This window comes from Pseudaquabacterium terrae, assembly GCF_013266755.1.
Taxonomy (GTDB): domain Bacteria; phylum Pseudomonadota; class Gammaproteobacteria; order Burkholderiales; family Burkholderiaceae_C; genus Pseudaquabacterium; species Pseudaquabacterium terrae.
Window position 1 is genome coordinate 171,800 of sequence record NZ_JABRWJ010000006.1, and the last position, 22,098, is coordinate 193,897.

A 22,098-nucleotide genomic window follows, 5' to 3' on the forward strand; every position below is an offset into this window, starting at 1 on the left:
GATCGGCCAAGAAGCCGGCGGGTCGCGGTGCTGTTCCGGCTCAAGCGCCGGATTTCGTCAAGCGACCCGGAACGCGGCCACCGCGGTGGCGAGCTGGTCGGCCTGGTGCTTCAGCGATTCGGCGGCGGCAGCCGACTGCTCGACCAGCGCGGCGTTCTGCTGTGTCATCTGGTCGAGCTCGTTGACCGTGCCGTTGACCTGGCCGATGCCGGCCGACTGCTCGGTGACCGCGGTGGTGATCTCGCTGATCGTGTCGCAGACGCGCTTCACGCTGGCGACGATGTCGGTCATCGTCGAGCCGGCGTCCTGCACCAGGCGCGAGCCGGCGTCGACGCGTTCGACCGAGTTGCCGATCAGGCGCTTGATCTCGCGCGCCGCCTCGGCGCTGCGCTGGGCCAGCGAGCGCACCTCGCCGGCGACGACCGCGAAGCCGCGGCCCTGTTCACCGGCGCGGGCGGCCTCGACCGCGGCGTTCAGCGCCAGGATGTTGGTCTGGAAGGCGATGCCGTCGATGACGCCGATGATGTCGGCGATCTTCTTCGACGCGACATGGATCTCGTCCATCGTCGCGACGACCTGCGCGACGACCGTGCCGCCGCGTTCGGCGACCTGGGCCGCCGAGCTGGCGAGGGCGTTCGCGGTGTGCGCCGACTCGGCCGACTGGCGCACGGTGCTGCTGAGCTGGTCGATCGCGCTGGCGGCCGACTGCAGGTTCGACGCCGTCTGCTCGGTGCGCTGGCTCAGGTCGTGGTTGCCCATCGCGACCTCGCTGCTGGCGGTCTGGATGCTGTCGGCGCTGGAACGCACCTGGCCGACGGTGCGACGCAGCCGGCCGACCATGCTTTCGATGGCGGTGAACAGGCGCGACAGCTCGGCACTGCGGGCTTGCGGCGCATTGACCGTCAGGTCCCCTTCGGCGACCTGCTCGAGCACCTCGACCGCCTGGACAAGCGGCTTGCTGACGACACGGCGGATCACGAAGGCCAGCACGATCGCGACGGCGACGAAACCGATGCACACCAGCACCGCGAGCATCAGCGAGCTGGCGGCGATGCTCTTGTCGACCTCGTCGACCGGCACCACGACCTCGACGATGCCGCGCACGTCGCCTTCCTTCCAGTCCTTCTTCGGCGACTGCGGATGGCTGTTGTGGCAGGCGACGCAGCCGGCCTTCATCACGTCGGCGACCGCGTAGCGCACCGACAGCCGGCCGCCGACGTCCTCGACGCGGTGCAGCGTGGCCTTCGGATCACGCTGGAACGCGGCCAGCGCCTCGACCTGGAAGCCGTCGAGCTTGTTGGCGGCGGCGCGGTGCGGAAACGGATGCTGCGACAGCAGCCTGACGTCGGTGCCCGGGTATTGCTTGGCGATGCTCTCGCCGAGCGCCTTGACCAGCGTCGCCGGCAGCGGCAGCGTGCCGTCCTTGCTTGCGAAGTCGTAGCCCAGCTCCATGCCGGACTTCTTGGCGCGCGGCGCGATCTCGGCGGTGTAGAAATTGCGCAGCGTGACGATCTGGTTGGCGACCGCGCGGCCGGTGGCCAGACCGGCCTGCTGCACCGTCTGCTGCCGCTGGTGGGCGACGACCGCCAGCACGGCGGCAACGATGGCCATGCTGGCGACGAGCACCGGGATCAAAAGCTTCAGGGACAGACGTCCGGGGCTCGAGAACTTCATGAGAGAGAACTCCATACTGCACGTGTACGGAATCCTCTCTCGGAAGCCTTGTATGCAAAGGCCGAAGAAGCGCTGGCCGTGGCGGTCAGTTTCGAGTCAGCCGCCCCGGGTCTTCCCGAGGGTCGACTTCAGGCGGTCTGGCCGGCCTTCAGCACCAGCACCGAACAGCCGACCTTGCGCGCGACGCTGTAGGTCGTGCCGCCGAACAGCGTGCGCGTCAGGCTGGTCTTGCCGTGCGAACCGAGCACCACCAGGTCGGCCTTCCAGGTGTGGGCCGCGGCGAGGATCACGTCGACCGGCTTGCCGAGCTCGAGCACCGACTGCACGTCCTGCCAGCCTTCGCGGTGGGCGGCGGCCAGCGTCTGCAGCTGGCGCTGCAGGTCGCCGGCCTGCGCGCTGACGACCTGGCCGCGCAGGTCGGCGTAGTCGCTCAGGTTCTCGGCCGCGTCGGCGGCGTGCACCAGCACCAGCGTCGCTGCCGGGTCGGCGAAGCGCGCATGGGCCAGCTGCAGCGCCGACAGCGAGTCGGCCGAGAAATCGATGCCGACCAGCACGCGCTGGAAGGTGTTCGGTGAACCGTTGCTCATGGCCGGCTCCTGCTCAGTGCTGGAGGATCTTCGACAGGAAGTCCTTGGCGCGCGGCGAGCGCGCGTCGGGGTTGCCGAAGAAATCGTCCTTGCGGCAGTCCTCGACGATCTTGCCGGCGTCCATGAAGATCACGCGGTGGCTGACCTTCTTCGCGAAGCCCATCTCGTGCGTGACGCACATCATCGTCATGCCTTCGTGGGCCAGCTGCACCATCACGTCGAGCACCTCGCCGACCATCTCGGGGTCGAGCGCCGAGGTCGGTTCGTCGAACAGCATGACGATCGGGTCCATCGACAGCGCGCGCGCGATCGCCACGCGCTGCTGCTGGCCACCGGAGAGCTGGCCCGGGAACTTGTCCTTGTGCGCCATCAGGCCGACGCGGTCGAGCATCTTCAGCCCGCGCGTCTTGGCTTCGTCGGTGCTGCGGTTGAGCACCTTGACCTGCGCGATGGTCAGGTTCTCGGTCACCGACAGGTGCGGGAACAGCTCGAAGTTCTGGAACACCATGCCGACGCGCGAGCGCAGCTTCGGCAGGTCGGTCTTCGGATCGGAGATCGAGACGCCGTCGACGACGATGTCGCCCTTCTGGAACGGCTCCAGCGCGTTGACGGTCTTGACCAGCGTCGACTTGCCCGAGCCCGACGGGCCGCAGACGACGACGACGTCGCCCTTCTGGATGCTGGTGCTGCAATCGGTCAGCACCTGGAAGCTGCCGTACCACTTGCTCACATTTTTGATGTCGATCATGACGGCTCCGGGCTCATCGGATGATTTGGATCTTCTGCTGCAGGCGCCGGACCAGCATGGACAGGCTGAAGCAGATCACGAAGTAGACGACCGCGGCGACGAGGTAGGTCTCGACCGGGCGGTTGAAGTTCTTGCCGGCGACCTCGAAGCCCTTGAGCAGGTCGTAGGCGCCGATGGCGTAGACCAGCGAGGTGTCCTGGAACAGGATGATGGTCTGCGTCAGCAGCACCGGCAGCATGTTGCGGAAGGCCTGCGGCAGCACGATCAGCTTCATGCACTGCGCATAGGTCATGCCGACCGCGTAGCCGGCATAGACCTGGCCGCGCGGCACGCTCTGGATGCCCGCGCGCATGATCTCGGAGTAGTACGCCGCCTCGAAGATCGTGAAGGTGATGATCGCCGACAGCTCGGCGCCCATCGGCCGACCGATGAGCAGCGGGATCAGCAGGAAGAACCACAGGATCACCATCACCAGCGGCACCGAGCGCAGCGTGTTGACGTAGACCGTCGCCGGCCACACCAGCCACGGCTTGCCCGATAGGCGCATCAGCGCCAGGATGGTGCCGAGCGCGATGCCGCCGATCATCGCGATCAGCGTCAGCTGCACCGAGAAGATCAGGCCCTTGACGACGAAGCTGGAGACGACACCCCAGGAAAAGAATGCGAAGTCGAGGTTCATCTCACTTGCCTCCGATCATGCCGGGGAGGCGGACCTTCTGTTCGATGAACGCGGCGACGCGGTTCACCGAGAAGGCGGAGACGAAGTACAGCAGCGACACCGCGAGGTAGATCTCGATGCCGCGCGAGGTTTCCTCCTGCGCCTGCATCGCGAACATCGTCAGCTCGGCGATCGACACGGCGAAGGCCACCGACGAGTTCTTGATGATGTTCATCGACTCCGAGGTCAGCGGCGGGATGACGATGCGAAACGCCATCGGCAGCAGCACGTAGCGGTAGGTCTGCGGCAGCGTGAAGCCCACTGCCAGTCCGGCGTAGCGCTGGCCCTTGGGCAGCGCCAGGATGCCGGCCTTGACCTGCTCGGAGATGCGCGCCGAGGTGAAGAAGCCCAGGCCGAGCACGACCAGGAAGAAGCTCGGCACCTCCTTCAGCGGCGGGATCAGCGCCGGGATCACGTGGTACCAGAGGAAGATCTGCACCAGCAGCGGGATGTTGCGGAACAGCTCGGTCCAGCTGGTGCCCAGCGCCACCAGCCACTTGTTCGGCGTCGTGCGCAGGATGCCCATCAGCGAGCCGACGACCAGCGCGACGATCAGCGCGAACACCGAGACCGACAGGGTCCAGCCCCAGGCCGAGAGCATCCAGCTGAGGTAGGTGATGTCGCCGCCGGAGCCGAGGCAGCCCGCCATCTGCTCGCCCGTTGCGGTGTTCTTGCAGAACACCTGCCATTCCCATGCGCTCAAGGAAGCCTCCGGAGCTTGTTGTTGGAGCCGACAAAACAACGAGCGCGGGGCGTTGCGCCGCCGCGCTCGCATCAGGATATGCAAGCCCCGGGCCGGGCGGCCAGAGGGCTTACCTGCATCGCTTAAGCCGGGATCACTTCTTGGCGTAGTCTTCCATCGGCTTGTCGTTCGGGCTGGCCCAGGCGGCCTTGGTGTTGTCGTTGACGACCATGCCGACCTTGGTGTTCGCCGGCGGGATCGGCTGCAGGAACCACTTGTCCCACAGCTTGGCGATGTCGCCGGACTTCATCATGCCCTTGATGCTGTCGTCGACCGCCTTCTTGAAGTTGGGGTCGTCCTTGCGGATCATGATCGCGATCGGCTCGACCGACAGCACTTCGCCGACGATCTTGAAGTCGGCCGGGTTCTTGGCCTTGGCGATGTTGCCGGCGAGGATCGCGCCGTCCATCACGAAGGCATCGGCGCGGCCCGATTCCAGCAGCAGGAAGCTGTCGGCGTGGTCCTTGCCGAAGACTTCCTCGAAGTTCACGCCGGTGGCGCGCTCATGCTTGCGCAGCGTCTGCACCGAGGTGGTGCCGGTGGTCGTCGCGACCTTCTTGCCGGCGAGCTGGCCGATCGAGTTGATGCCCGAATTGGCCTTCACCGCGATGCGCACTTCCTCGACGAAGGTGGTGACCGCGAACGCGACATCCTTCTGGCGCGTGGCGTTGTTGGTCGTCGAGCCGCACTCGATGTCGACGGTGCCGTTCTGCACCAGCGGGATGCGGTTCTGCGAGGTCACCGGCTGGTACTTGGTCTCGAGCTTGGCCAGGCCCAGTTGCTTCTGCACATCGGCCAGCACGCGCGAGCAGATCTCGACGTGGTAGCCGGTGTACTTGCCGTCGCCCAGCGTGTACGAAAGCGCGCCGGAGGACTCGCGCACGCCCATCGTGACGGCCCCGCTGTCCTTGATCTTCTTCAGCGTGTCGGTGGCCTGCGCCTGCGCCAGGCCGGCGGCCGCGAGCGCAGCCAGGACGAACAACGACTTCTTCATGCGAGCTCCTAGGGTGATAGTCGGGATCGACAGGGAGAGAAACGGAAATTCTAGGCAGCGGGGGCTACGTGGAACCACGTACAACCCCACCCGGGGAAGCGAGCAGAACTAGTTCGGGACCTGGTCGGTGGGGTACTTCCAGAAGTCCTTCAGCAGGTAGTTCATCGGCAGGTTCAGCGCCGTGTTCTTCGGCGGGATCGGTTGCGCGAACCAGCGCTCGTAGATCTTGTTCGCCTCGCGCGAACTGATCAGCCGCTTCATCTCGTCGTCGACCACGCGTTTCAAGTCCGGATCGTCCTTGCTGAGCATGATCGCCAGCGGCTCGATCGTCAGGAACTTGCCGATCACTTTCAGCTTCGACGGATCGGGCCGGCCGGCGATCAGGCCGTAGAGCAGCACGTCGTCCATCGCGAAGCCGTCGGCCTCGCCGGACTCGACCATCTGCACCGCCTTGCCATGGTCCGGCGCCTCGAGGATGTTGATGCGCAGCAGCTGGTCGCGGTTGGCCTGGTCGATCGCCTTCAGCGGGGTCGTGCCCTTGGTCGAGACCAGCTTCTTGCCCTCGAACTGCGCCAGCACGGTGATCGGGCTGTCGGCGCGCACCATGTAGCGCGCGCCGGTGATGTAGTGCGGCACGGTGAAGGCGACCTGCTTGCGGCGCTCGGCGTTGTTGGTCGTCGAGCCGCACTCCAGATCGGCCTTGCCCTCGGCGATCGCCGCAATGCGGTTCTGCGGCGTGACCATCAGGTACTCGGTCTTCAGCGCGGTCACGCCGAGCTTCTTCTTGATCGCGTCGGCCAGCTTCAGGCACAGGTCGACCGCGTAGCCGACCGGCTTCTTGTCGGCATCGAGGTACGAGAACGGCACCGACGATTCGCGGTGCGCGATCACCAGCGTGCCCTTGCTCTTGATGCGATCGAGCACCGGTCCGGCAGCGGCGCCGGCTGCGGCCAGCAGCAGCACGATCGACGGGAGGACCGTGCGGATCACGAGGGGGTAACGATCGGTCTGTCGCATGCCCCACCGTACCACTTTTCATGCCAGCGCCGAGCGTGCGCGGCCGCCCGCCGCGTGGCGGGTGGGCTGCTGTCGGCACGCGGGCGGGCTGTCCATGGGGCGCGGACTGTACGTGCGGTTACCGGCCCGAGCCAATGCTGTTTGCGGGCGGGGTCATGCACGAAATGCATTGTTGGACCGGGAAAACCCCAGGTCTCGCGTCCGGCCGGTGCAGGGTATCTAACGCGCGCGTCGACCGTCGCCCTCCAGTTGCTCCGCCAGCGCACCCAGCAGAGGGCGGATGCCATCGCCGACGGCGATCTGCGGATTCGAATAGCCGTCGTCCTTGCCGGCCTGCACTTCGCGACGGCGGATCACTTCGCGCGCGTTCGCGTGGGCGGTCTCGAACGAGTAGGTGTCCCGCAACTGCTCGGCATACATCGCGCGGCCGAAGTAGGTCAGCTCCGAGCCGCGGCCGCAGCCGTAGGACGTGTGCTCGGCGTCGGCAGCGGTCATCACCAGCGTGTGCGTTTCGGCCAGCGGTGCGATCCATTGGCCCGAGTAACAGGCCGACACCGAGATCACGCGGTGGCGGATGCCGGCGGCATCGAGCCACTCGCGCAGGCGCTGCGGCGTCAGCGGCGCGATCTCCAGCGGCCAGAGTTCGGCGGCGAGCTGGCCGTTGCGGGCGCCGTGCGACGTCAGGTGGATGAACAGCACGTCCCGTTCGCGGTCCATGCGCGTTGCCACCGCGGCGATCGCCCGCTGCAGGTTCTGCGGCGTGGCCCAGGGCAGGCGGGTGGCGGTGGTGGCGTGGTTCAGCAGCTGCAGCGTGCGGCCGCCGGCATCGAAGCGCGTGGCCATCACGTCGGCGACCAGCGCGCTCTCGCGCTGGAAGACATCCTCGCCGGCGTACGGCGCGAAGGTCAGCGCATAGATGTCGATGCGCCCGGGGCGCTGCGGCGCGAGTGCCTGCAGCTGCTCGCCCATCAGCGCGGCTTGGCGCTCGATCACTTCGGGCGTCAGCTTCAGCGTCACCGGCTCGGGCTGCGAAGGCGCGCGCGCCGCGTCCGGGTACCAGTACTGCGCCGGGGGCAGGACCCATTGCAGCGCCATCGGCGCCGCGGTCGCCAGCAGCACGCCGGCGACGACGCGGCACGACCGGCGGCCGCGCAGCAGCACCACCACCTGCGCCAGGCCGTTCCAGGCCCACGGCAGCAGGCCGAGGCCGAAGACGAGCCACGGCCCGAGCCGGCCCGCCGCGGGCGCCGCATGCACCAGCGGCACCAGCAGCAGCAGCCCGACGAAATGCATCACCAGCGACAGCGCGAGCAGCAAGCCGAACAGGCGCGCCGGCTGATCGGCGCCCGGCTGCTCGCGGCCAGCCAGCCAGCAGGCCCACACCGAGGCGATGGCGTTGGGCCACCCGGCTTGCAGCGCGTGCGGGTTGAAGAAGACCGGCCCGGTGTGCAGCAGCCGCTGCAGCAGCAGGGTCGCTGCCAGCAGGCACAGCAGCAGCAGTGCGAGCACCAGCGGCGTCGGCACCAGGTGCGCCGCGGCGGGTTCGCGCAACAGCGCCGTGCGCGCGCCGGCGCCGATCCAGCGGCCGAGCTCGCCGGGTGCCAATGGCGCGCGCGCCGCCGGCCGTTCTTCGCCTGTCGAGCTTGTCATGCCCGTTTCCTCCCTGGCGCGGCACTGTAGCGCGGCCAGGCCGGCTCGCTAAACTCGCGCCCCTCAACCCAGATGAGCAAGCTCTACTTCCGCTACGCCGCGATGAACGCCGGCAAGTCGACCGCCTTGTTGCAGGTGGCGCACAACTATGAAGAGCGCGGCATGCGGGTGCTGCTGTTCACCGCGGCACACGACGACCGCGCCGGCCATGGCGTGATCGCGTCGCGGCTGGGCCTGGCGCGCCAGGCCGCGACCTTCGGGCCCGACACCGCATTCACGCGCGCCCACCTCGGCCCCGGCCTGGCCTGCCTGCTGATCGACGAGGCGCAGTTCCTGACGCCCGCGCAGGTGCGGCAGCTGCACCGCATGGCGCATGTCGACGACCTGCCGGTGATCTGCTTCGGCCTGCGCAGCGATTTCCGCGGCGAGGCCTTTCCCGGCTCGGCGATGCTGCTGACCCTGGCCGACGAGGTCGAGGAGATGAAGTCGATCTGCGCCTGCGCGCGCAAGGCGACGATGAACATCCGCGTCGATGCCGACGGCCGCCGCGTGCAGCACGGCGAGCAGGTGGTGATCGGCGGCAACGAGCGTTACCGCGCGGTCTGCCCGTCGTGCTTCTACAGCGACGACGGCGGCGGCGCCGAGTCGGCACCTGGGCTCTTTGGCTGAATCAGCGCGCGGCGAGGGGGGTGATCTGCACCGAGACGATCTTCCACGCGCCGGCTTCGCGCAGGTAGACGTCGATGTAGCGGTAGTGGGTGCTGAAGGGTTTGCCGTCGTAGCGGCCGCTCATGCGCGTGGTCGCGGTCAGCAGCGCGGTGTTGCCATGCAGATGGACTTGCAGGTCGTCGACGGTGTAGGGATCGATGGTCAGCTTGGCGTCGAGCAGGCTGTCGACGAACTCAGTGCGGCTCGAGCGTTCACCGCGCGGGCTGATCTGGAAGAAGGCCGCGTGCATGTTGGCCTCGATCGCCGCGCGGTCCTTTCGCACGATGGCCTGGTCCCAGGCGTTGGCCTGGGCGACCAGCAGCGCTTTCGTGTCCGTCGCGGGCGGCGTCGCGCAGCCGGCGACGATCATCGCCGCCGCGGCGAGCGCCAGCCCGCCCCTCATGCGGGAATCACCGCGGTGACCTCGATCTCGACCTTCGCCGCGTCCTCGATCAGCGCCTTGACCTCGACCGCGGTCATCGCGATCGAATAGCTGCCGATCAGCTCGCGGAATGCGGCGCCGATCTCGCGGCCCTGCTCGAGGTACTCGCGCTTGTCGGTGACGTACCAGGTCATGCGCACGATGTGCTCGGGTTTTGCGCCGCCCTCGGCGAGCACCGCGACGATGTTGGCCAGCGCCAGGCGCGCCTGGTCGGCGAGCCGATCGCTGGGGAAGCGGCCCTCGGCATCCCAGCCGATCATGCCGGCAACGAAGACCATCCGGCCCTCGGCCAGCACGCCGTTCGCGTAACCCTTGGGCCGCGGCCAGTCGGGCGGTTGCAGTGTCTTGATCATTGGGATGCCTTGAGCTTGAAGCGCTGCAGTTTGCCGGTTTCGGTGCGCGGCAGCGCGGGAATGAACTCGATCGCCCGCGGGTACTTGTACGGCGCGATCGATTGCTTGACGAAATCCTGCAGCGTGCGCACCAGCACCTCGCCGGGTGGATGGCCCGGCCGCAGCACGACGAACGCCTTGACGATCTGGCCGCGCTCGTCGTCGGGCACGCCGACGACCGCGCACTCGGCGACCGCCGGATGCAGCAGCAGCGCTTCCTCGACCTCCGGCGCGCCGATGTTGTAGCCCGACGAGATGATCATGTCGTCGGTGCGGCTGCAGTAGTGGAACCAGCCGTCGGCATCCATCCGGTAGGCGTCGCCGGTCAGGTTCCAGCCGCCCTGCACATAACGCGTTTGACGCTCGTCCGCCAGGTAGCGGCAGCCGGTCGGGCCCTTGACCGCGAGGCGGCCGATCTGCCCCGGCGGCAGCGGCCGGCCGTCGTCGTCGAGCACGCAGGCGCGGTAGCCGGGCACCACCTTGCCGGTGGCGCCCGGGCGGGCCTCGGACTCGTCGTGCGAGATGAAGATGTGCAGCATCTCGGTCGCGCCGATGCCGTCGATCAGCTCCATGCCGGTGTGCTGCTTCCACAGCGCGCGCGTGGCCGCGGGCAGCGCTTCGCCGGCCGACACGCCCTTGCGCAGCGAGCCGCCGAGCGGCGCCGACAGCTTGCGCTGGCCAAACTCGACGGCGAGCGCGCGGTAGCTGGTCGGCGCGGTGAACAGCACCGTGGCCTGGAACTGCGCGACGGCTTCGAGCAGCAGCGGCGGCGCGGCCTTCTCCAGCAGCACGGTCGACGCGCCGACCGCCATCGGGAACAGCAGCAGGCCGCCGAGGCCGAAGGTGAAGGCCAGCGGCGGGCTGCCGATGAAGATGTCGTCGGCGCGTGGCTTCAGCACGTGCTTCGGCCAGCACGCGCAGGCGGCGATGACGTCGCGGTGGAAGTGCATCGTGCCCTTGGGCACGCCGGTGGTGCCGGAGGTGAAGGCGATCAGGCAGGTGTCGTCGGCAGCGGTCGGCACGTTGTCAAACTGCGCGGGCTGGCGTGCCATCGCCGCTTCCAGGCCCTGCGGGTCATTGAAGTGGCGGACTTCGCGCAGCACCGGGAACTGCGCTGCCGCGGTGGCCAGCTCGTCGGCCAGCGCGTGGTCGCAGAGCGCGTGCGTGACCTGCGCCTTGTGAATGATCTGGCCGAGCTCCTTGGCGCGCAGCAGCGGCATCGTCGCCACCGCGATGCCGCCGGCCTTGACGACGGCGAACCAGCAGGCGGCCATCATCGGATTGTTCGGCGCGCGCAGCAGCACGCGGTTGCCGGGGATCAGGCCCATCTCGCGCACCAGTACGTTGGCGATGCGGTTGGCTTTCTCCAGCAGATCGGCATAGGTCCAGCGCAGGCCGCCGGGGGCCTGGATGCAGAGGCGCTCGCCGTCGCCGGCGGCGACCCGCTTGTCGAGCAGCTCGGCGGCGCAGTTCAGCTGCGCCGGGAACTGCAGGCCCGGCAGGTCGAACAAGTATTCGGGCTGCTGTTCGACCGGCGGCAGGCGGTCACGCGCGAAGGTGTCGACATGGGCAGTCATGCGCTGACCTCCTTCAACAGTTCGCGGGCGATGATCAATTGCTGCACCTCGCTCGCCCCTTCGTAGATGCGCAGCGCGCGGATCTCGCGGTACAGGCTCTCGACCGGCTGGCCGCTGACGACGCCGAGTCCGCCCCACAGCTGCAGTGCGGCATCGATGACCTGCTGCGCACCTTCGGTCGCCGCGAGCTTGGCCATCGCCGCTTCGCGCGTGACGTTGCGGCCCTGGTCGCGCGCCCAGGCGGCGCGGAAGGTCAGCAGCGCGGCCGAGTCGATGGTCAGCGCCATCTGCGCGAGCTTGGCCTGCGTCAGCTGGAAGTCGGCCAGCGTCTGGCCGAACATCTTGCGCGTCGTCGCGCGCTGCAGGCCTTCGTGCAACGCGCGGCGCGCGAAGCCCAGCGCCGCCGCCGCCACCGAGGTGCGGAAGACATCGAGCGTGCGCATCGCGATCTTGAAGCCCTCGCCGGCCGCGCCGATGCGGTTCGCCGCCGGGATGCGGCAGTTCGTGAAGCGCAGCCGCGCCAGCGGGTGCGGGGCGATCAGCTCGATGCGCTCGGCGATCTCGAAACCGGGTGTGCCGGCCTCGACGATGAAGGCCGAGATGCCGCGCGAACCCGGCGCCTCGCCGGTGCGTGCGAACAGCACGTAGAAGTCGGCGATGCCGCCGTTCGAGATCCAGGTTTTCTCGCCATCGAGCACGTAGTGGTCGCCGTCGGCACGCGCCGCGCAGGCCAGCGCCGCGACATCCGACCCGGCATCGGGCTCGGACAGCGCAAACGCGGCGATTGCCTGGCCACGCGCGACCTTCGGCAGCCAGGCGGCGCGCTGCGTGTCCGAACCGGCCAGGCTGATCGCGCCCGAGCCGAGGCCTTGCATCGCGAACGCGAAATCAGCCAGGCCCGAGTGGCGCGCCAGCGTTTCGCGGATCAGGCAGATCGCGCGCGTATCGATCGCGTCGTTGGTGCCGCCGTGGGCGGTGCCGGCGATCGCGTGGCGCAGCCAGCCGGCTTCGCCGAGCGCCTTCACCAGGCCACGGCACTCGACATCGACGTCGGGACCATGCTGATGAGCAATGTGAGCGGCCGCCCAGTCGTCGAGCGCGGCCGCCAACTGCCGGTGGCGGGGCTCGAAGAACGGCCAGTCGAGGTGGGACAAGGCATTCACGATCAGTTCCCCTCGAACACCGGCCGCTGCTTCGCGACGAAGGCTTCATAAGCGCGCCGGAAGTCGCCGGTCAGCATGCAGATCGCCTGCGCCTGCGCCTCGGCCTCGATCGCCTGCTCGATCGTCATGGCCCATTCCTGGTGCAGCATGGTCTTGGTGATGCCGTTGGCGAAGCTCGGGCCGGCGGCGATCTCGGCCGCCAGTGCCTGGGCTTCGCCGAGCAGGTGGTCGGGTTCGCACAGGCGGTTGAAGAAGCCCCACGCGGCGCCGTCGTCGCCGCTCATCGAGCGGCCGAGGTACAGCAGCTCGCTCGCGCGCCCCTGGCCGATGATGCGCGGCAGCATCGCGCAGGCGCCCATGTCGCAGCCGGCCAGGCCGACGCGGTTGAACAGGAAGGCGGTCTTCGAGCGCGCGGTGCCGAAGCGCAGGTCCGAGGCCATCGCCAGGATCGCGCCGGCGCCGGCGCACACGCCGTCGACCGCCGCGACGATCGGCTGCGGGCAGGCGCGCATCGCCTTGACGACGTCGCCGGTCATGCGCGTGAACATCAGCAGCTCGGGTGCGGCCAGGCGCACCAGCGGGCCGATGATCTCGTGCACGTCGCCGCCGGAGCAGAAGTTGCCGCCGGAACCGGTGAGCACGATCGCGTGCACGTCCTCCGCGTACTTCAGCTGGCCGAACAGTTCGCGCAGCTCGGCGTACGAATCGAAGGTCAGCGGGTTCTTGCGCTCGGGGCGCGCGAGCGTGATCGTCGCGACACCGCCGTCGAGCTGCCACAGGAAATGACGCGCATCGTACGCGGCCAGGCGGCGGCGGTTGCCGGCAGCGAGCGCCGGGTCGACGCGGGGCGTGGGTTGATTCATCGGGCCTCCGGATCGGAAGTGGGTTTGTTGTCGGTTGCGTCCTGCTGCGCCTGACGGTCGGCGATCGTCACGCGCAGCGTGCCGAGCAGCGCGTGCAGTGCCTTGCGGTCGGGGGCCTTCAGGCCGCCCATCAGCTCGACGATCCAGCTTTCGTGCTCAGCAGCCATTTGCTCGAAGCGGGCGCGGCCAACGGCCGTGAGCTTCAGGACCGATGCACGCCGGTCTTCGGGCGACGCTTCACGCTGCACCAGGCCTTCCTTCTCCAACTCGTCGGTCAGCCCGGTGATGTTGCCGCCGGTCACCATCAGGTAGCGCGACAGCGCATTCATGCGCAGCCCTTCCGGGTGGCGCTGCAATTGCGCCAGGTAGTCGAAGCGCGACAGCGTGATGCCGAAGCGCGCGCGCAGGCGTTTGCGGATTTCGGTCTCGATCTGCGTGCTGCAGGCGAGCAGGCGCAGCCACAGCTTGAGCGCGACATGGTCGTCGGCGCCGGCGCGGGCTTCCATCCCGATGCGGTCGTCGTCGAGCGGTCCGTTCTTGGCCATCAGACCCCCAGTGCCTTGTTGGCTTGTTCGAGCGGGCTCAGGCCTGCGAGCTGCGCGGCCTGCGCCTTTTCGCGCTCGAAGTTGCGCTCGAGCTGGTTCTTGCCGGACAGGTACTGCTTCGGCCACGGCATGTCGGAGTAGCCGAGCTTGGCGGCTTCGCTCAGCGCCCAGGCCGGGTTCGCCAGGTGCGGGCGCGCCAGCGCGCAGAGGTCGGCGCGGCCGGCGGCGATGATCGAGTTCGCATGGTCGGCTTCGGTGATGCCGCCGACGGCGATCGTCGGGATGCCGGCCTCGTTGCGGATGCGGTCGGCAAACGGCGTCTGCCACATGCGGCCGAAGGTCGGCTGCTCGGCCTTGCTGACCTGGCCCGACGAGCAGTCGATCAGGTCGGCACCGGCGGCCTTGAAGGCGCGCGCGATCTGGATCGCATCGTCCGGCGTGATGCCGCCTTCGACCCAGTCGTGCGCCGAGATGCGCACCGACATCGGCAGGTGTTCGGGCCAGGCCGCGCGCACTGCCGCGAAGACCTCGAGCGGGTAACGCAGACGGTTCTCCAGCGAGCCGCCATAGCCATCGTCGCGCCGGTTGGTCAGCGGCGAGATGAACGAGGACAAGAGATACCCGTGCGCGCAGTGCAGCTCCAGCCAGTCGAAGCCGGCTTCGGCCGCACGGCGCGTGGCGGCGACGAAATCGTCGCGCACGCGGACCATGTCGTCGCGGGTCATCGCACGCGACCACTGGCTGATGCCGTCGAGGTACTGCTGCGGCGAGGCCGAGATCAGCGGCCAGTTGGCAACCGGGCTGTCTGCGGGCAGCGGCAGGTCGATGCCTTCCCACATCGCGCGCGTCGAGCCCTTGGCGCCGGCATGGCCGAGCTGCATGCCGATCTTCACGTCGGGCTGGCTGTGCACGAAGCGCGCGATGCGCGCCCAGGCATCCCGCTGCGCATCGTTCCACAGGCCCGGGCACTGCGGCGTGATGCGCGCGTCGGGCGACGGGCAGGTCATCTCGGCCATCACCAGCGCGGCGCCGCCCATCGCGCGCGCGCCCAGGTGCACCAGGTGGTGGTCGCCGGGGATGCCGTCCTCGGCCGAGTACTGCGCCATCGGCGAGACGATGATGCGGTTCTTCAGCCGCACCGAACGCGCCTGGAACGGCGTGAACATCGGCGGCACCGGGTGGCGCGGCGCGCCGCCGGGGGTGCGCTCGGGCGTCGGTTCGAGCCCGGCGCGCTCGCCGATCCAGCGCTCGACATCCTCGACGTAGCGCTGGTCGCGCAGCCGCAGGTTCTCGTGGCTGATGCGCTGGCTGCGCGTCAGCAGCGAATAGGCGAACTGCTCGGGCGGCAGCGTGGCGTAGCGGTCGACGTTCTCGAACCACTCGGTCGAGTTGCGCGCGGCGTTCTGGATCCGCAATACCTCGATGCTGCGTGTCGCCTCGTACTGCTGCAGCGCGGCGCCGACATCGCCGGCGTGCTCGAAGAGATCGCGTTCGAGCGCGATCGCGTCCTCCAGCGCCAGCTTGGTGCCCGAGCCGATCGAGAAGTGCGCGGTGTGCGCGGCGTCGCCCATCAGCACGACCGGGCAACGACCGTTGTGATGCACCCAGGTCTTGCAGACCACGCGCGGGAAACGGATCCACTGCGCCGAGCCGCGCAGGTGCGCCGCGTTGGACATCAGCTTGGCCCCGCCGAGCACGCCTTCGAAGAGCTTCTCGCAGAAGCCGATCGCCTCCTCCTTCTCCATCGTCTCGAGGCCGGCGGCGCGCCAGACTTCTTCGGGCGTCTCGACGATGAAGGTCGAGGTGTCGGCGTCGAAGCGATAGGCATGGGCCTGGAACCAGCCCCAGGGCGTGCGCTGGAAGTCGAAGGTGAAGGCGTCGAAGCGCTTGTGGGTGCCGAGCCAGACGAAGCGGCAGGCGCGCAGGTCGACGTCGGGCCGGTAGGTCGCGGCGTACTTCTGGCGCACGCGGCTGTTCAGGCCGTCGCAGGCAACGATCAGGTCGGCGGCTATGGCCTCGTCATCGGGCGCTTCGGTGCCGAACTTCAGCTCGACGCCGAGCGCGCGGCAGCGGTCCTGCAGGATCTGCAAGAGGCGCATGCGGCCGATGCCGCAGAAGCCGTGGCCGCCGGAGACGATGCGCCGGCCCTCGAAGTGCACGGCGATGTCGTCCCAGTGGTTGAAGGCGTCGAGGATCTGCTGCGCGCTCTCGGGGTCGGCCTGCTGCAGCGCCCCGAGCGTCTGGTCGGAGAACACGACGCCCCAGCCGAAGGTGCTGTCGTGCTGGTTGCGCTCGATCACCGTCACCTGGTGCGACGGGTGGCGCTTCTTCAACAGCAGCGCGAAATACAGGCCGGCCGGGCCGGCGCCGATACAGGTGATGCGCATGGGCAGCTCACTCCTTCGTGAAGCTGCAATTTAGGCCCAGATACTTTAGATGTCAACTAAATCCGGGCAACTCACCGGGTACCGACTCGGGTATCGGGGACGCCACCGCGCGCGCGATCGCCTCGGCCAGCAGCCGCGGGTTGATCGGTTTCGTGACGTGGTCGTTCATGCCGGCGGCGAGGTACGCGGCGCGCTCCTCGGGCATCGCGTTGGCGGTCATCGCGACGATCGGCACGCGGCCGACCGGGCCGGGCAGCGCGCGGATCGCCTCGGTGGCGCTCTGGCCGTCCATCTCGGGCATCTGGATGTCCATCAGCACCAGGTCGTAGCGCGCGGCCTGCACCTGGCGCAGCGCCTCGATGCCGTCGGCGACGATGTCGCTGAAATGGCCTTGCTGGTCGAGCATCGCCTTGATCAGGATCTGGTTGACGCCGTTGTCCTCGGCGACCAGGATGCGCAGCGGTCGCGGGGCGGCCACCGGCTCATGGGCCGCCGCCGCCGCTGCGGCGCCCGGCGCCGCGGCCGGGGCGAGATGCAGGGTGACGGTGAAGCGGCTGCCGGCGCCGGGCTGGCTGTGCACGTCGATGCGGCCGTGCATCAGCTCGACGATCTCGCGGCTGATCGCCAGCCCGAGGCCGGTGCCGCCGAAACGGCGTGCGGTCGAGCTGTCGGCCTGGCTGAAACGCTCGAAGAGTTTCGGCAGCACCGCCGGTTCGATGCCGATGCCGGTGTCGCTGATGACGATACCGAGCTCGATCGACGTCTCGGTCGGCGCCGCGGCATCGATGCGGTGCGAAACCGCGACCTCGACGCGCCCTTCATCGGTGAATTTCAGCCCGTTGCCGATCAGGTTGAACAGCACCTGGCGCAGCCGGCTCGGATCGCCGCGCACACGCTGCGGCAGGTCCGGCGGCAGCTGCAGCGTCAAGCGCAGCCCCTTGGCCTCGGCGCGCACCGCGAGCAGCGAGACGACTTCCTGGATCGTCTCGACCAGCAGGAAGTCGACGATCTCCAGCTCCATGCGGCCGGCCTCGATCTTCGACAGATCGAGGATGTCGTTGATGATCGCCAGCAGGCTCTGGCCCGAGCTGCGGATCAGCTCGGCATGGTGGCGCTGCTCGGCATTCAGCGGGCTCGCGAGCAGCAGGCCGTTCATGCCGAGCACGGCATTCAGCGGCGTGCGGATCTCGTGACTCATCGCGGCGAGGAAGCGCGACTTGGCCTGGCTCGCCGCTTCGGCCGCGTGCTTGACCCGCGCCAGCTCGCGTTCGTCGGCGGTGATGTCGCGGTAGACGCTGACCAGCCCGCCGTCGGGCGTGCGGCGTTCGGTGGTGTGCACGATGCGGCCGTCGGGCAGGGTCTGCGAGTGCACGCCTTCGGCGCGGTCCCACAACGCGAGCCGGCGCTCGACGAAGGCGGCGCGGGCGGCGTCGTCGCCACCGGGCACCATGTCGTGCGCCGCACGTTCGGCGATCGTGCGCGCCGAGACGCCGACCGCCACGCTGTCTTTCAGCCACGGGAACAGCTCGACATAACGCTGGTTCCAGGCCAGCAGCCGCATCTGCGCGTCGTACAGCACGAAGCCGTCGTGCATCGACGCCAGCGCCTGCTCCAGCGTGCCCTTGAAGCGCGCCAGCTCGGCACGGGTGCGGTGCAGGCGGTTGACGTGCCACTGGCCGAACGCTGCGGCGCCGAGCACCAGCGTGCCGAACAACGCAGCGATCGCCGCGATGATTCGGCTGTCCTGCGGCCACTGCCCGAGCGCGGCCTGCAGCGGCAGGCTGGCGACGATGCGCACGCCGCGGTAGATCGCCGGCCGCACGACGACGATCGCCGGCGCGCCGGTCAGCCGCGCCGGCGCCCGCTGCGCGGTGGCCGGCCCCGGCAATGCGCCGCTGCCGCCGCCCTGCCAGGCGGCAAGCCGGCGGCCGATCTGGCGCTCGTCGGCCGGCATGCTGAGCAGCAGCAGGTCGTCGTCGCGTTCGATCGTCACCTGCAGCCCGGCGAGGTCGTTGGCCTGCGCCAGCACCGCGGCCAGCAGCGGCAGCGGCACCTCGGCGACCACCATTGCGCGGCGCTGGTCGTCCAGCCGCACCGGCCGCGCGAAATACAGCGCGCGCTCGGCGCTGGCGAAGGGCACCGCCGGCGCGCTGATGGTCAGCATCGGCACCACCTGCGCGAGCACCTGCCGCGCGAAACCTTCGGGCAGCTTGAGGCCGAGCCGGCGCGTCTGCGGCTCGGCCGCGGCGATCAGCCGGCCGTCGTCGGCCACCACCGCGAGGTCGCGCACCAGCAGGTGCTGCTGGTTCATGCGCGCGAGGGTGCGCTCCAGGCGCTGCGCGTCGAGCTGGCCATCGGCGCCGCGATGCTCGCCCAGCACTTCGTCGATGCCGGCGAGCAGCACGTCGACGCCGACGAAGCTGCGGTTCATGCCGGCTTCCGCGCCGTTGGCGAAATGCAGCGTGCGGACCTCGCTGGTGCGCAGCGCCGCGTCGTGCTGGTAGGCCAGCAGCGCACCGGTGGCGAGACCGATCGCGCCGACCATCAGCGCGGCGCCGCCCCACAGCGCGAGACGAAAGTCGGCCATCGCTAAAGCTACGCCGGCATCAGCGCGGGACCGGCGCGTTGATGCCCGACTGCGCGCCGATCGTCTCGTTCCAGGCTTCGGCGCAGCCGGCGCCGCAGCGCTGCAGCCAGCGGCCGAGCACCGGGCCGGAAAACAGCTGGCGCCGGCGCTGCTCGTCGTCGGCGCTGGGTCGCACCTCGACCATGCGGCCGCGCTTGCCGCTCGAGCAGCCGCTGGCGCCGGTATTGCACGCCAGGCCTTCGCCGGTCTCGCGTTCCGACTCGGCCCAGATCGCCTGTTCCAGCTTCGGCAGCTCGCGCTGCAGCAGCGTGCGCAGCTCGGCCGGCAGCGCGCCCCACACCGCGCGGTTGGCGCCGAAGATCGCCAGGCCCCAGTTGACCGCCATCGGATGGATGTGGCTGGTCAGCTCATGCAGGCCGATGGTGTTGCCCGACATCGTGCCGGTGATCGCGCAATCGACATTGCCCTGGCGCACGCTGTCGACGATGCCGGCGAAGCCGATCGTCACCGGCACGGCGCCCAGCGCCTCGACCAGGTCGGCCTGCGGCGGGCTGGCGACGCGGATGCGGCGGCCGGCCAGGTCGGCCAGCCCGCCGAAGGCCTTCTTGCAGAACAGCACCTGCGCCGGGTAGGTGTAGACCGCCAGCAGCTCGATGCCGTGGCGTTCGCGCAGCGTCTTGGCCAGCAGCGGACGGTAGGCGGCCACCGAGCGGCGCAGCGTGGCGATGTCCGGGTTCAGGCCGGCCAGGTCGGGCGCGGCGATCAGCGGCTCGTTGACCGCACTCTGGCTCAGCAGCGCCGTGCCGAAGGGCACGGTGCCGACCTGCATCAGCTGCAGCATCTCCTGGCCGCGGATGCCGGCGCGATCGAAGGGAACGATCTCGGCACTCCACTGGCCGGCGGTCAGCCGCTGCAGCGTCTCGGTCCAGAACGGCTCCTCGTGGCGCAGGAACTGGTTGACGCCGGCCAGCCCGCCGACGATGCGCAGCTTCTGCGGCGCGTCGGCCGCGAGCGCGCACGCGGCGGCGCACGCAGCGAGGGTGCCCAGCAGGCAACGCATCAAACGCTTGGCGCCACGCATCGTGTCGGCTCCATCAGGGGTGCTCCGTCGGCCAGGCGCCGACAACGCGATGATGCCTGCGGACGGCGGGCATGTGCGGCCGGCGCGTGCCCCGCGCGGGCCACCGTGCAGCGCGAATCGCATGGCACCATTGGCGAACCACCGCGGCTCGAGCCGGCCGCGCCCCCGAAGCCGGACCGCAGGAAAAAAGCTGGATGCGAACCTCGCCCGCTTGGCATGCCGATGTGACCCCCCCTGCAGCCGCCATGGCGCAGGCCCGGGCTCAGCGCGGCAATCGCCGGCGAATGCTGGTGTTCGGCGTGGTGTTCGCCTGTGGCCTGCTGATCGGGCAGGCCTGGAATCTGATGCGCCCGGCGCAGTACCAGACCTTCACGCGGGTGCAGGTGCTGCTGGCCGCGATGATGGCGGCGTCGGCAGCAGCGTCGTCGACGAACGAGTCGGGGCTCGGCGTGCAGGTGCAGGCGATCGCCAGCGCACCCTTGCTGCAGCAACTGGTGCGCCGGCTGGCGGCGGCGGGCCATGCGCTGCCGGCTGCCGAAGACGACCCGGTGGCAGCACTGCGCCGGATGATCGTGGCCCGTCGCGTCGGCGATACCGAGGTGATCGAGCTGCGCGCCAGCGGCACGACCCCGGCCATCCTGGCGCCGGCGCTCAACGAGCTGGTGGCGCTGTATCGGGACCATCTGCTGAGTGGCTTCGATCACGAGAGCAAGCGACAGCTGGCCGGCCTGCGCAGCGAGCTGGCCCGGCTGGAGAAGAGTGCCGGCGAGCGGCGCGTGCAGCTGGAGCACTTTCGCGGGCGCAGCGGCATCGTCAGCACCGAGCGGGAGGATGCCGAGGCGGTGGCGCGCAGCCGCGGGCTGTCGACGGCGCTCAACAACGCGTTGGAGAAGCAGGCGGCGACCGAGGCGCGGCTGACGGCGCTGAAGCAGGCGGCCGCGGGCGGTGCCACCGTGCGCGCCAAGGACGACCCGACGCTGGCCGCGCAGGAAAGCCGCGCCTCGCAGCTGCGCGAGGAAGTGCGCGAGATGGAACGCAGCTTCACGCCGGAGTTCATGGCGATGGATCCGCGCGCGCGTGCGCTGCGCGCCCGGCTGGCGGAAATGGAACGCCAGATCACCCAGCAACGCGCGGCGAGCCAGGCCGCGATGCTGGCCGCGGCGCAGGAAGACGCGGCCGGCGCGCAGGCCGCCGTCGAGCGGCTGCGCGACCAGCTGCAGCAGCAGCGCACCGGGCTGCGCAGCTTCAGCACCGGCTTTGCGCAATCGAAGCTGCTCGAGGACGACCTGGCGCAGATCGAACGCGCGCGCCGCGAGGTGCTCGAGCGGCTCGCCAGGCTGGAGGCGGCGGAGCGCAGCCGCGCGCCGCGGCTCAACGTGCTCGAAGCGGCGGCCACGCCGACGCAGCCGTTTGCGCCGCAGTACCTGCGCGATGGCGCGCTGGCGGTGGCGGCGGCGTTCGTGGCCGGCTTGCTGGCGATGGGCTTCATCGAGCTGTTCAACCGGCCGCCGGCCACGGCGGCAGCGCCCGCGACGACGACCCTGGTGCTGCCGACCTGGCCGGCGCCGGGCCCGGCGGGCGGCGCGCCGCCGACCTTGCTGGTGCACGGCGCGCCGCCGACCTTGCCGGCGGGTGCGCCCGAGCCGCAGCCGCCGGCCCTGCCGCGGCCGATGCCGCGTGAGCTGCAGCAGGACGAGGCCGCCGCGCTGCTGGCCGCTGCGCAGGGCGGCACGCGCCTGGCCTGTGCCGCCGGGCTGCTCGGCCTGACCGCCGATGAAACGGTCGCGCTGCGCTGCAGCGATCTCGATCGCGACCGCGGCGCACTGGCGGTCGGCGGTACATCGGCGCGGCGCGTCCTGCTGCCGCCGTGGCTGGCCGACGAGCTCGCGGCCGGTGCCGGCCCAGCCGACCAGCCGCTGCTGCGCGATGCCGCCGGGCAGGCGTTGGACGCCGAGCAGCTTCGCGTCAGCGTGACCTGCGCCGCCGTCGATGCCGGTCTCGTGCAACCCGCCGACGTGACGCCGGCGGTGCTGCGGCACACCTGCATCGCCTGGCTGATCGGCCAGGGCCTGCGTTTTGCCGAGCTGTCGGCGCTGGTCGGGCGGGTCGACATCGACACCGTGTCCGGCCTCGCCGGCCGGGTGTCGCAAGCCCTGCGGCGTCGCGCCGACGAGATCGAACCGCTGATGCCGGCCCTGCGCCTGGCGCCACCGGCTTGAGGCC

19 protein-coding genes are annotated in these 22,098 nt (G+C 69.7%); 2 read left to right on the forward strand and 17 right to left on the reverse strand.

The window, feature by feature from the left end:
* Positions 1–57: 57 nt before the first annotated feature.
* From HLB44_RS20060 to HLB44_RS20100, 8 genes are all read right to left on the reverse strand, one after another.
* Positions 58–1,674, reverse strand: coding sequence for a methyl-accepting chemotaxis protein (locus HLB44_RS20060; RefSeq protein WP_246312369.1), 1,617 nt, complete (start codon positions 1,672–1,674; stop codon positions 58–60).
* Between the two features lie 128 nt (positions 1,675–1,802).
* Positions 1,803–2,261: a universal stress protein gene (locus HLB44_RS20070; RefSeq protein ID WP_173125911.1), complete on the reverse strand. Its 459-nt coding sequence runs from the start codon at positions 2,259–2,261 to the stop codon at positions 1,803–1,805.
* Between the two features lie 13 nt (positions 2,262–2,274).
* Complete coding sequence (locus HLB44_RS20075; RefSeq protein WP_173125914.1) at positions 2,275–3,009, reverse strand: amino acid ABC transporter ATP-binding protein; 735 nt, start codon at positions 3,007–3,009, stop codon at positions 2,275–2,277.
* Between the two features lie 13 nt (positions 3,010–3,022).
* Positions 3,023–3,688, reverse strand: coding sequence for an amino acid ABC transporter permease (locus HLB44_RS20080; protein ID WP_173125917.1), 666 nt, complete (start codon positions 3,686–3,688; stop codon positions 3,023–3,025).
* A 1-nt stretch (position 3,689) separates the two neighbouring features.
* Entirely contained in the window at positions 3,690–4,376 is a 687-nt protein-coding gene (locus HLB44_RS20085) for an amino acid ABC transporter permease (protein WP_246312387.1), read from the reverse strand.
* 187 nt (positions 4,377–4,563) lie between these two features.
* Positions 4,564–5,463, reverse strand: a complete 900-nt coding sequence (locus HLB44_RS20090) for an amino acid ABC transporter substrate-binding protein (RefSeq protein WP_173125923.1) — start codon at positions 5,461–5,463, stop codon at positions 4,564–4,566.
* A 108-nt stretch (positions 5,464–5,571) separates the two neighbouring features.
* On the reverse strand, positions 5,572–6,453 hold the full coding sequence (locus tag HLB44_RS20095) for an amino acid ABC transporter substrate-binding protein (RefSeq protein ID WP_343051425.1): 882 nt from the start codon (positions 6,451–6,453) through the stop codon (positions 5,572–5,574).
* Between the two features lie 246 nt (positions 6,454–6,699).
* Positions 6,700–8,130 (reverse strand): C13 family peptidase, encoded by a 1,431-nt coding sequence (locus HLB44_RS20100; protein WP_173125929.1) that lies wholly within the window; start codon positions 8,128–8,130, stop codon positions 6,700–6,702.
* A 72-nt stretch (positions 8,131–8,202) separates the two neighbouring features.
* Here HLB44_RS20100 and HLB44_RS20105 point away from each other — a divergent pair, with 72 nt between their 5' ends.
* A complete protein-coding gene (locus tag HLB44_RS20105) occupies positions 8,203–8,799 on the forward strand; it encodes a thymidine kinase (RefSeq protein WP_173125932.1) in 597 nt (198 codons plus the stop codon).
* Position 8,800: 1 nt separating this feature from the next.
* Here HLB44_RS20105 and HLB44_RS20110 read toward each other — a convergent pair whose 3' ends face one another.
* From HLB44_RS20110 to HLB44_RS20150, 9 genes are read right to left on the reverse strand one after another with little or no spacing between them, the layout of a single operon-like run.
* Entirely contained in the window at positions 8,801–9,241 is a 441-nt protein-coding gene (locus tag HLB44_RS20110) for a nuclear transport factor 2 family protein (protein WP_173125935.1), read from the reverse strand.
* Positions 9,238–9,630 (reverse strand): Rid family hydrolase, encoded by a 393-nt coding sequence (locus HLB44_RS20115; RefSeq protein WP_173127088.1) that lies wholly within the window; start codon positions 9,628–9,630, stop codon positions 9,238–9,240. The genes HLB44_RS20110 and HLB44_RS20115 overlap by 4 nt, the downstream gene beginning before the upstream one ends.
* Positions 9,630–11,249, reverse strand: a complete 1,620-nt coding sequence (locus HLB44_RS20120; RefSeq protein WP_173125938.1) for an AMP-binding protein — start codon at positions 11,247–11,249, stop codon at positions 9,630–9,632. Before HLB44_RS20120 ends, HLB44_RS20115 begins: the two co-directional genes overlap by 1 nt.
* Positions 11,246–12,412 (reverse strand): acyl-CoA dehydrogenase family protein, encoded by a 1,167-nt coding sequence (locus HLB44_RS20125; protein WP_173125941.1) that lies wholly within the window; start codon positions 12,410–12,412, stop codon positions 11,246–11,248. Before HLB44_RS20125 ends, HLB44_RS20120 begins: the two co-directional genes overlap by 4 nt.
* 2 nt (positions 12,413–12,414) lie before the next feature.
* Positions 12,415–13,275 carry an enoyl-CoA hydratase family protein gene (locus tag HLB44_RS20130; protein WP_173125944.1) on the reverse strand — a complete coding sequence of 287 codons (861 nt, stop codon included), beginning with the start codon at positions 13,273–13,275 and terminating at the stop codon, positions 12,415–12,417.
* Entirely contained in the window at positions 13,272–13,820 is a 549-nt protein-coding gene (locus HLB44_RS20135; RefSeq protein WP_173125947.1) for a MarR family winged helix-turn-helix transcriptional regulator, read from the reverse strand. Before HLB44_RS20135 ends, HLB44_RS20130 begins: the two co-directional genes overlap by 4 nt.
* Positions 13,820–16,207 (reverse strand): bifunctional salicylyl-CoA 5-hydroxylase/oxidoreductase, encoded by a 2,388-nt coding sequence (locus HLB44_RS20140; protein ID WP_173125950.1) that lies wholly within the window; start codon positions 16,205–16,207, stop codon positions 13,820–13,822. Before HLB44_RS20140 ends, HLB44_RS20135 begins: the two co-directional genes overlap by 1 nt.
* Positions 16,208–16,259: 52 nt before the next feature.
* A complete protein-coding gene (locus tag HLB44_RS20145; RefSeq protein WP_173125953.1) occupies positions 16,260–18,794 on the reverse strand; it encodes an ATP-binding protein in 2,535 nt (844 codons plus the stop codon).
* A gap of 19 nt (positions 18,795–18,813) precedes the next feature.
* Complete coding sequence (locus HLB44_RS20150; RefSeq protein WP_246312370.1) at positions 18,814–19,875, reverse strand: TRAP transporter substrate-binding protein; 1,062 nt, start codon at positions 19,873–19,875, stop codon at positions 18,814–18,816.
* Between the two features lie 245 nt (positions 19,876–20,120).
* On the opposite strand from HLB44_RS20150, the gene HLB44_RS20155 reads away from it, so the two are divergent.
* Positions 20,121–22,094 (forward strand): GumC domain-containing protein, encoded by a 1,974-nt coding sequence (locus HLB44_RS20155; RefSeq protein WP_173125956.1) that lies wholly within the window; start codon positions 20,121–20,123, stop codon positions 22,092–22,094.
* Positions 22,095–22,098 lie beyond the last annotated feature (4 nt).

Excerpts from the sequence above, each read along its gene's own strand:
- HLB44_RS20090 (WP_173125923.1), bottom strand. The coding sequence starts at position 5,463 with ATGAAGAAGTCGTTGTTCGTCCTGGCTGCGCTCGCGGCCGCCGGCCTG.
- HLB44_RS20070 (WP_173125911.1), bottom strand. The coding sequence starts at position 2,261 with ATGAGCAACGGTTCACCGAACACCTTCCAGCGCGTGCTGGTCGGCATC.
- HLB44_RS20140 (WP_173125950.1), bottom strand. The coding sequence starts at position 16,207 with ATGCGCATCACCTGTATCGGCGCCGGCCCGGCCGGCCTGTATTTCGCG.
- HLB44_RS20145 (WP_173125953.1), bottom strand. The coding sequence starts at position 18,794 with ATGGCCGACTTTCGTCTCGCGCTGTGGGGCGGCGCCGCGCTGATGGTC.
- HLB44_RS20120 (WP_173125938.1), bottom strand. The coding sequence starts at position 11,249 with ATGACTGCCCATGTCGACACCTTCGCGCGTGACCGCCTGCCGCCGGTC.
- HLB44_RS20130 (WP_173125944.1), bottom strand. The coding sequence starts at position 13,275 with ATGAATCAACCCACGCCCCGCGTCGACCCGGCGCTCGCTGCCGGCAAC.
- HLB44_RS20150 (WP_246312370.1), bottom strand. The coding sequence starts at position 19,875 with ATGCGTGGCGCCAAGCGTTTGATGCGTTGCCTGCTGGGCACCCTCGCT.
- HLB44_RS20080 (WP_173125917.1), bottom strand. The coding sequence starts at position 3,688 with ATGAACCTCGACTTCGCATTCTTTTCCTGGGGTGTCGTCTCCAGCTTC.
- HLB44_RS20075 (WP_173125914.1), bottom strand. The coding sequence starts at position 3,009 with ATGATCGACATCAAAAATGTGAGCAAGTGGTACGGCAGCTTCCAGGTG.
- HLB44_RS20135 (WP_173125947.1), bottom strand. The coding sequence starts at position 13,820 with ATGGCCAAGAACGGACCGCTCGACGACGACCGCATCGGGATGGAAGCC.
- HLB44_RS20085 (WP_246312387.1), bottom strand. The coding sequence starts at position 4,376 with ATGGCGGGCTGCCTCGGCTCCGGCGGCGACATCACCTACCTCAGCTGG.
- HLB44_RS20155 (WP_173125956.1), top strand. The coding sequence starts at position 20,121 with ATGGCGCAGGCCCGGGCTCAGCGCGGCAATCGCCGGCGAATGCTGGTG.
- HLB44_RS20100 (WP_173125929.1), bottom strand. The coding sequence starts at position 8,130 with ATGACAAGCTCGACAGGCGAAGAACGGCCGGCGGCGCGCGCGCCATTG.
- HLB44_RS20110 (WP_173125935.1), bottom strand. The coding sequence starts at position 9,241 with ATGAGGGGCGGGCTGGCGCTCGCCGCGGCGGCGATGATCGTCGCCGGC.
- HLB44_RS20060 (WP_246312369.1), bottom strand. The coding sequence starts at position 1,674 with ATGAAGTTCTCGAGCCCCGGACGTCTGTCCCTGAAGCTTTTGATCCCG.
- HLB44_RS20105 (WP_173125932.1), top strand. The coding sequence starts at position 8,203 with ATGAGCAAGCTCTACTTCCGCTACGCCGCGATGAACGCCGGCAAGTCG.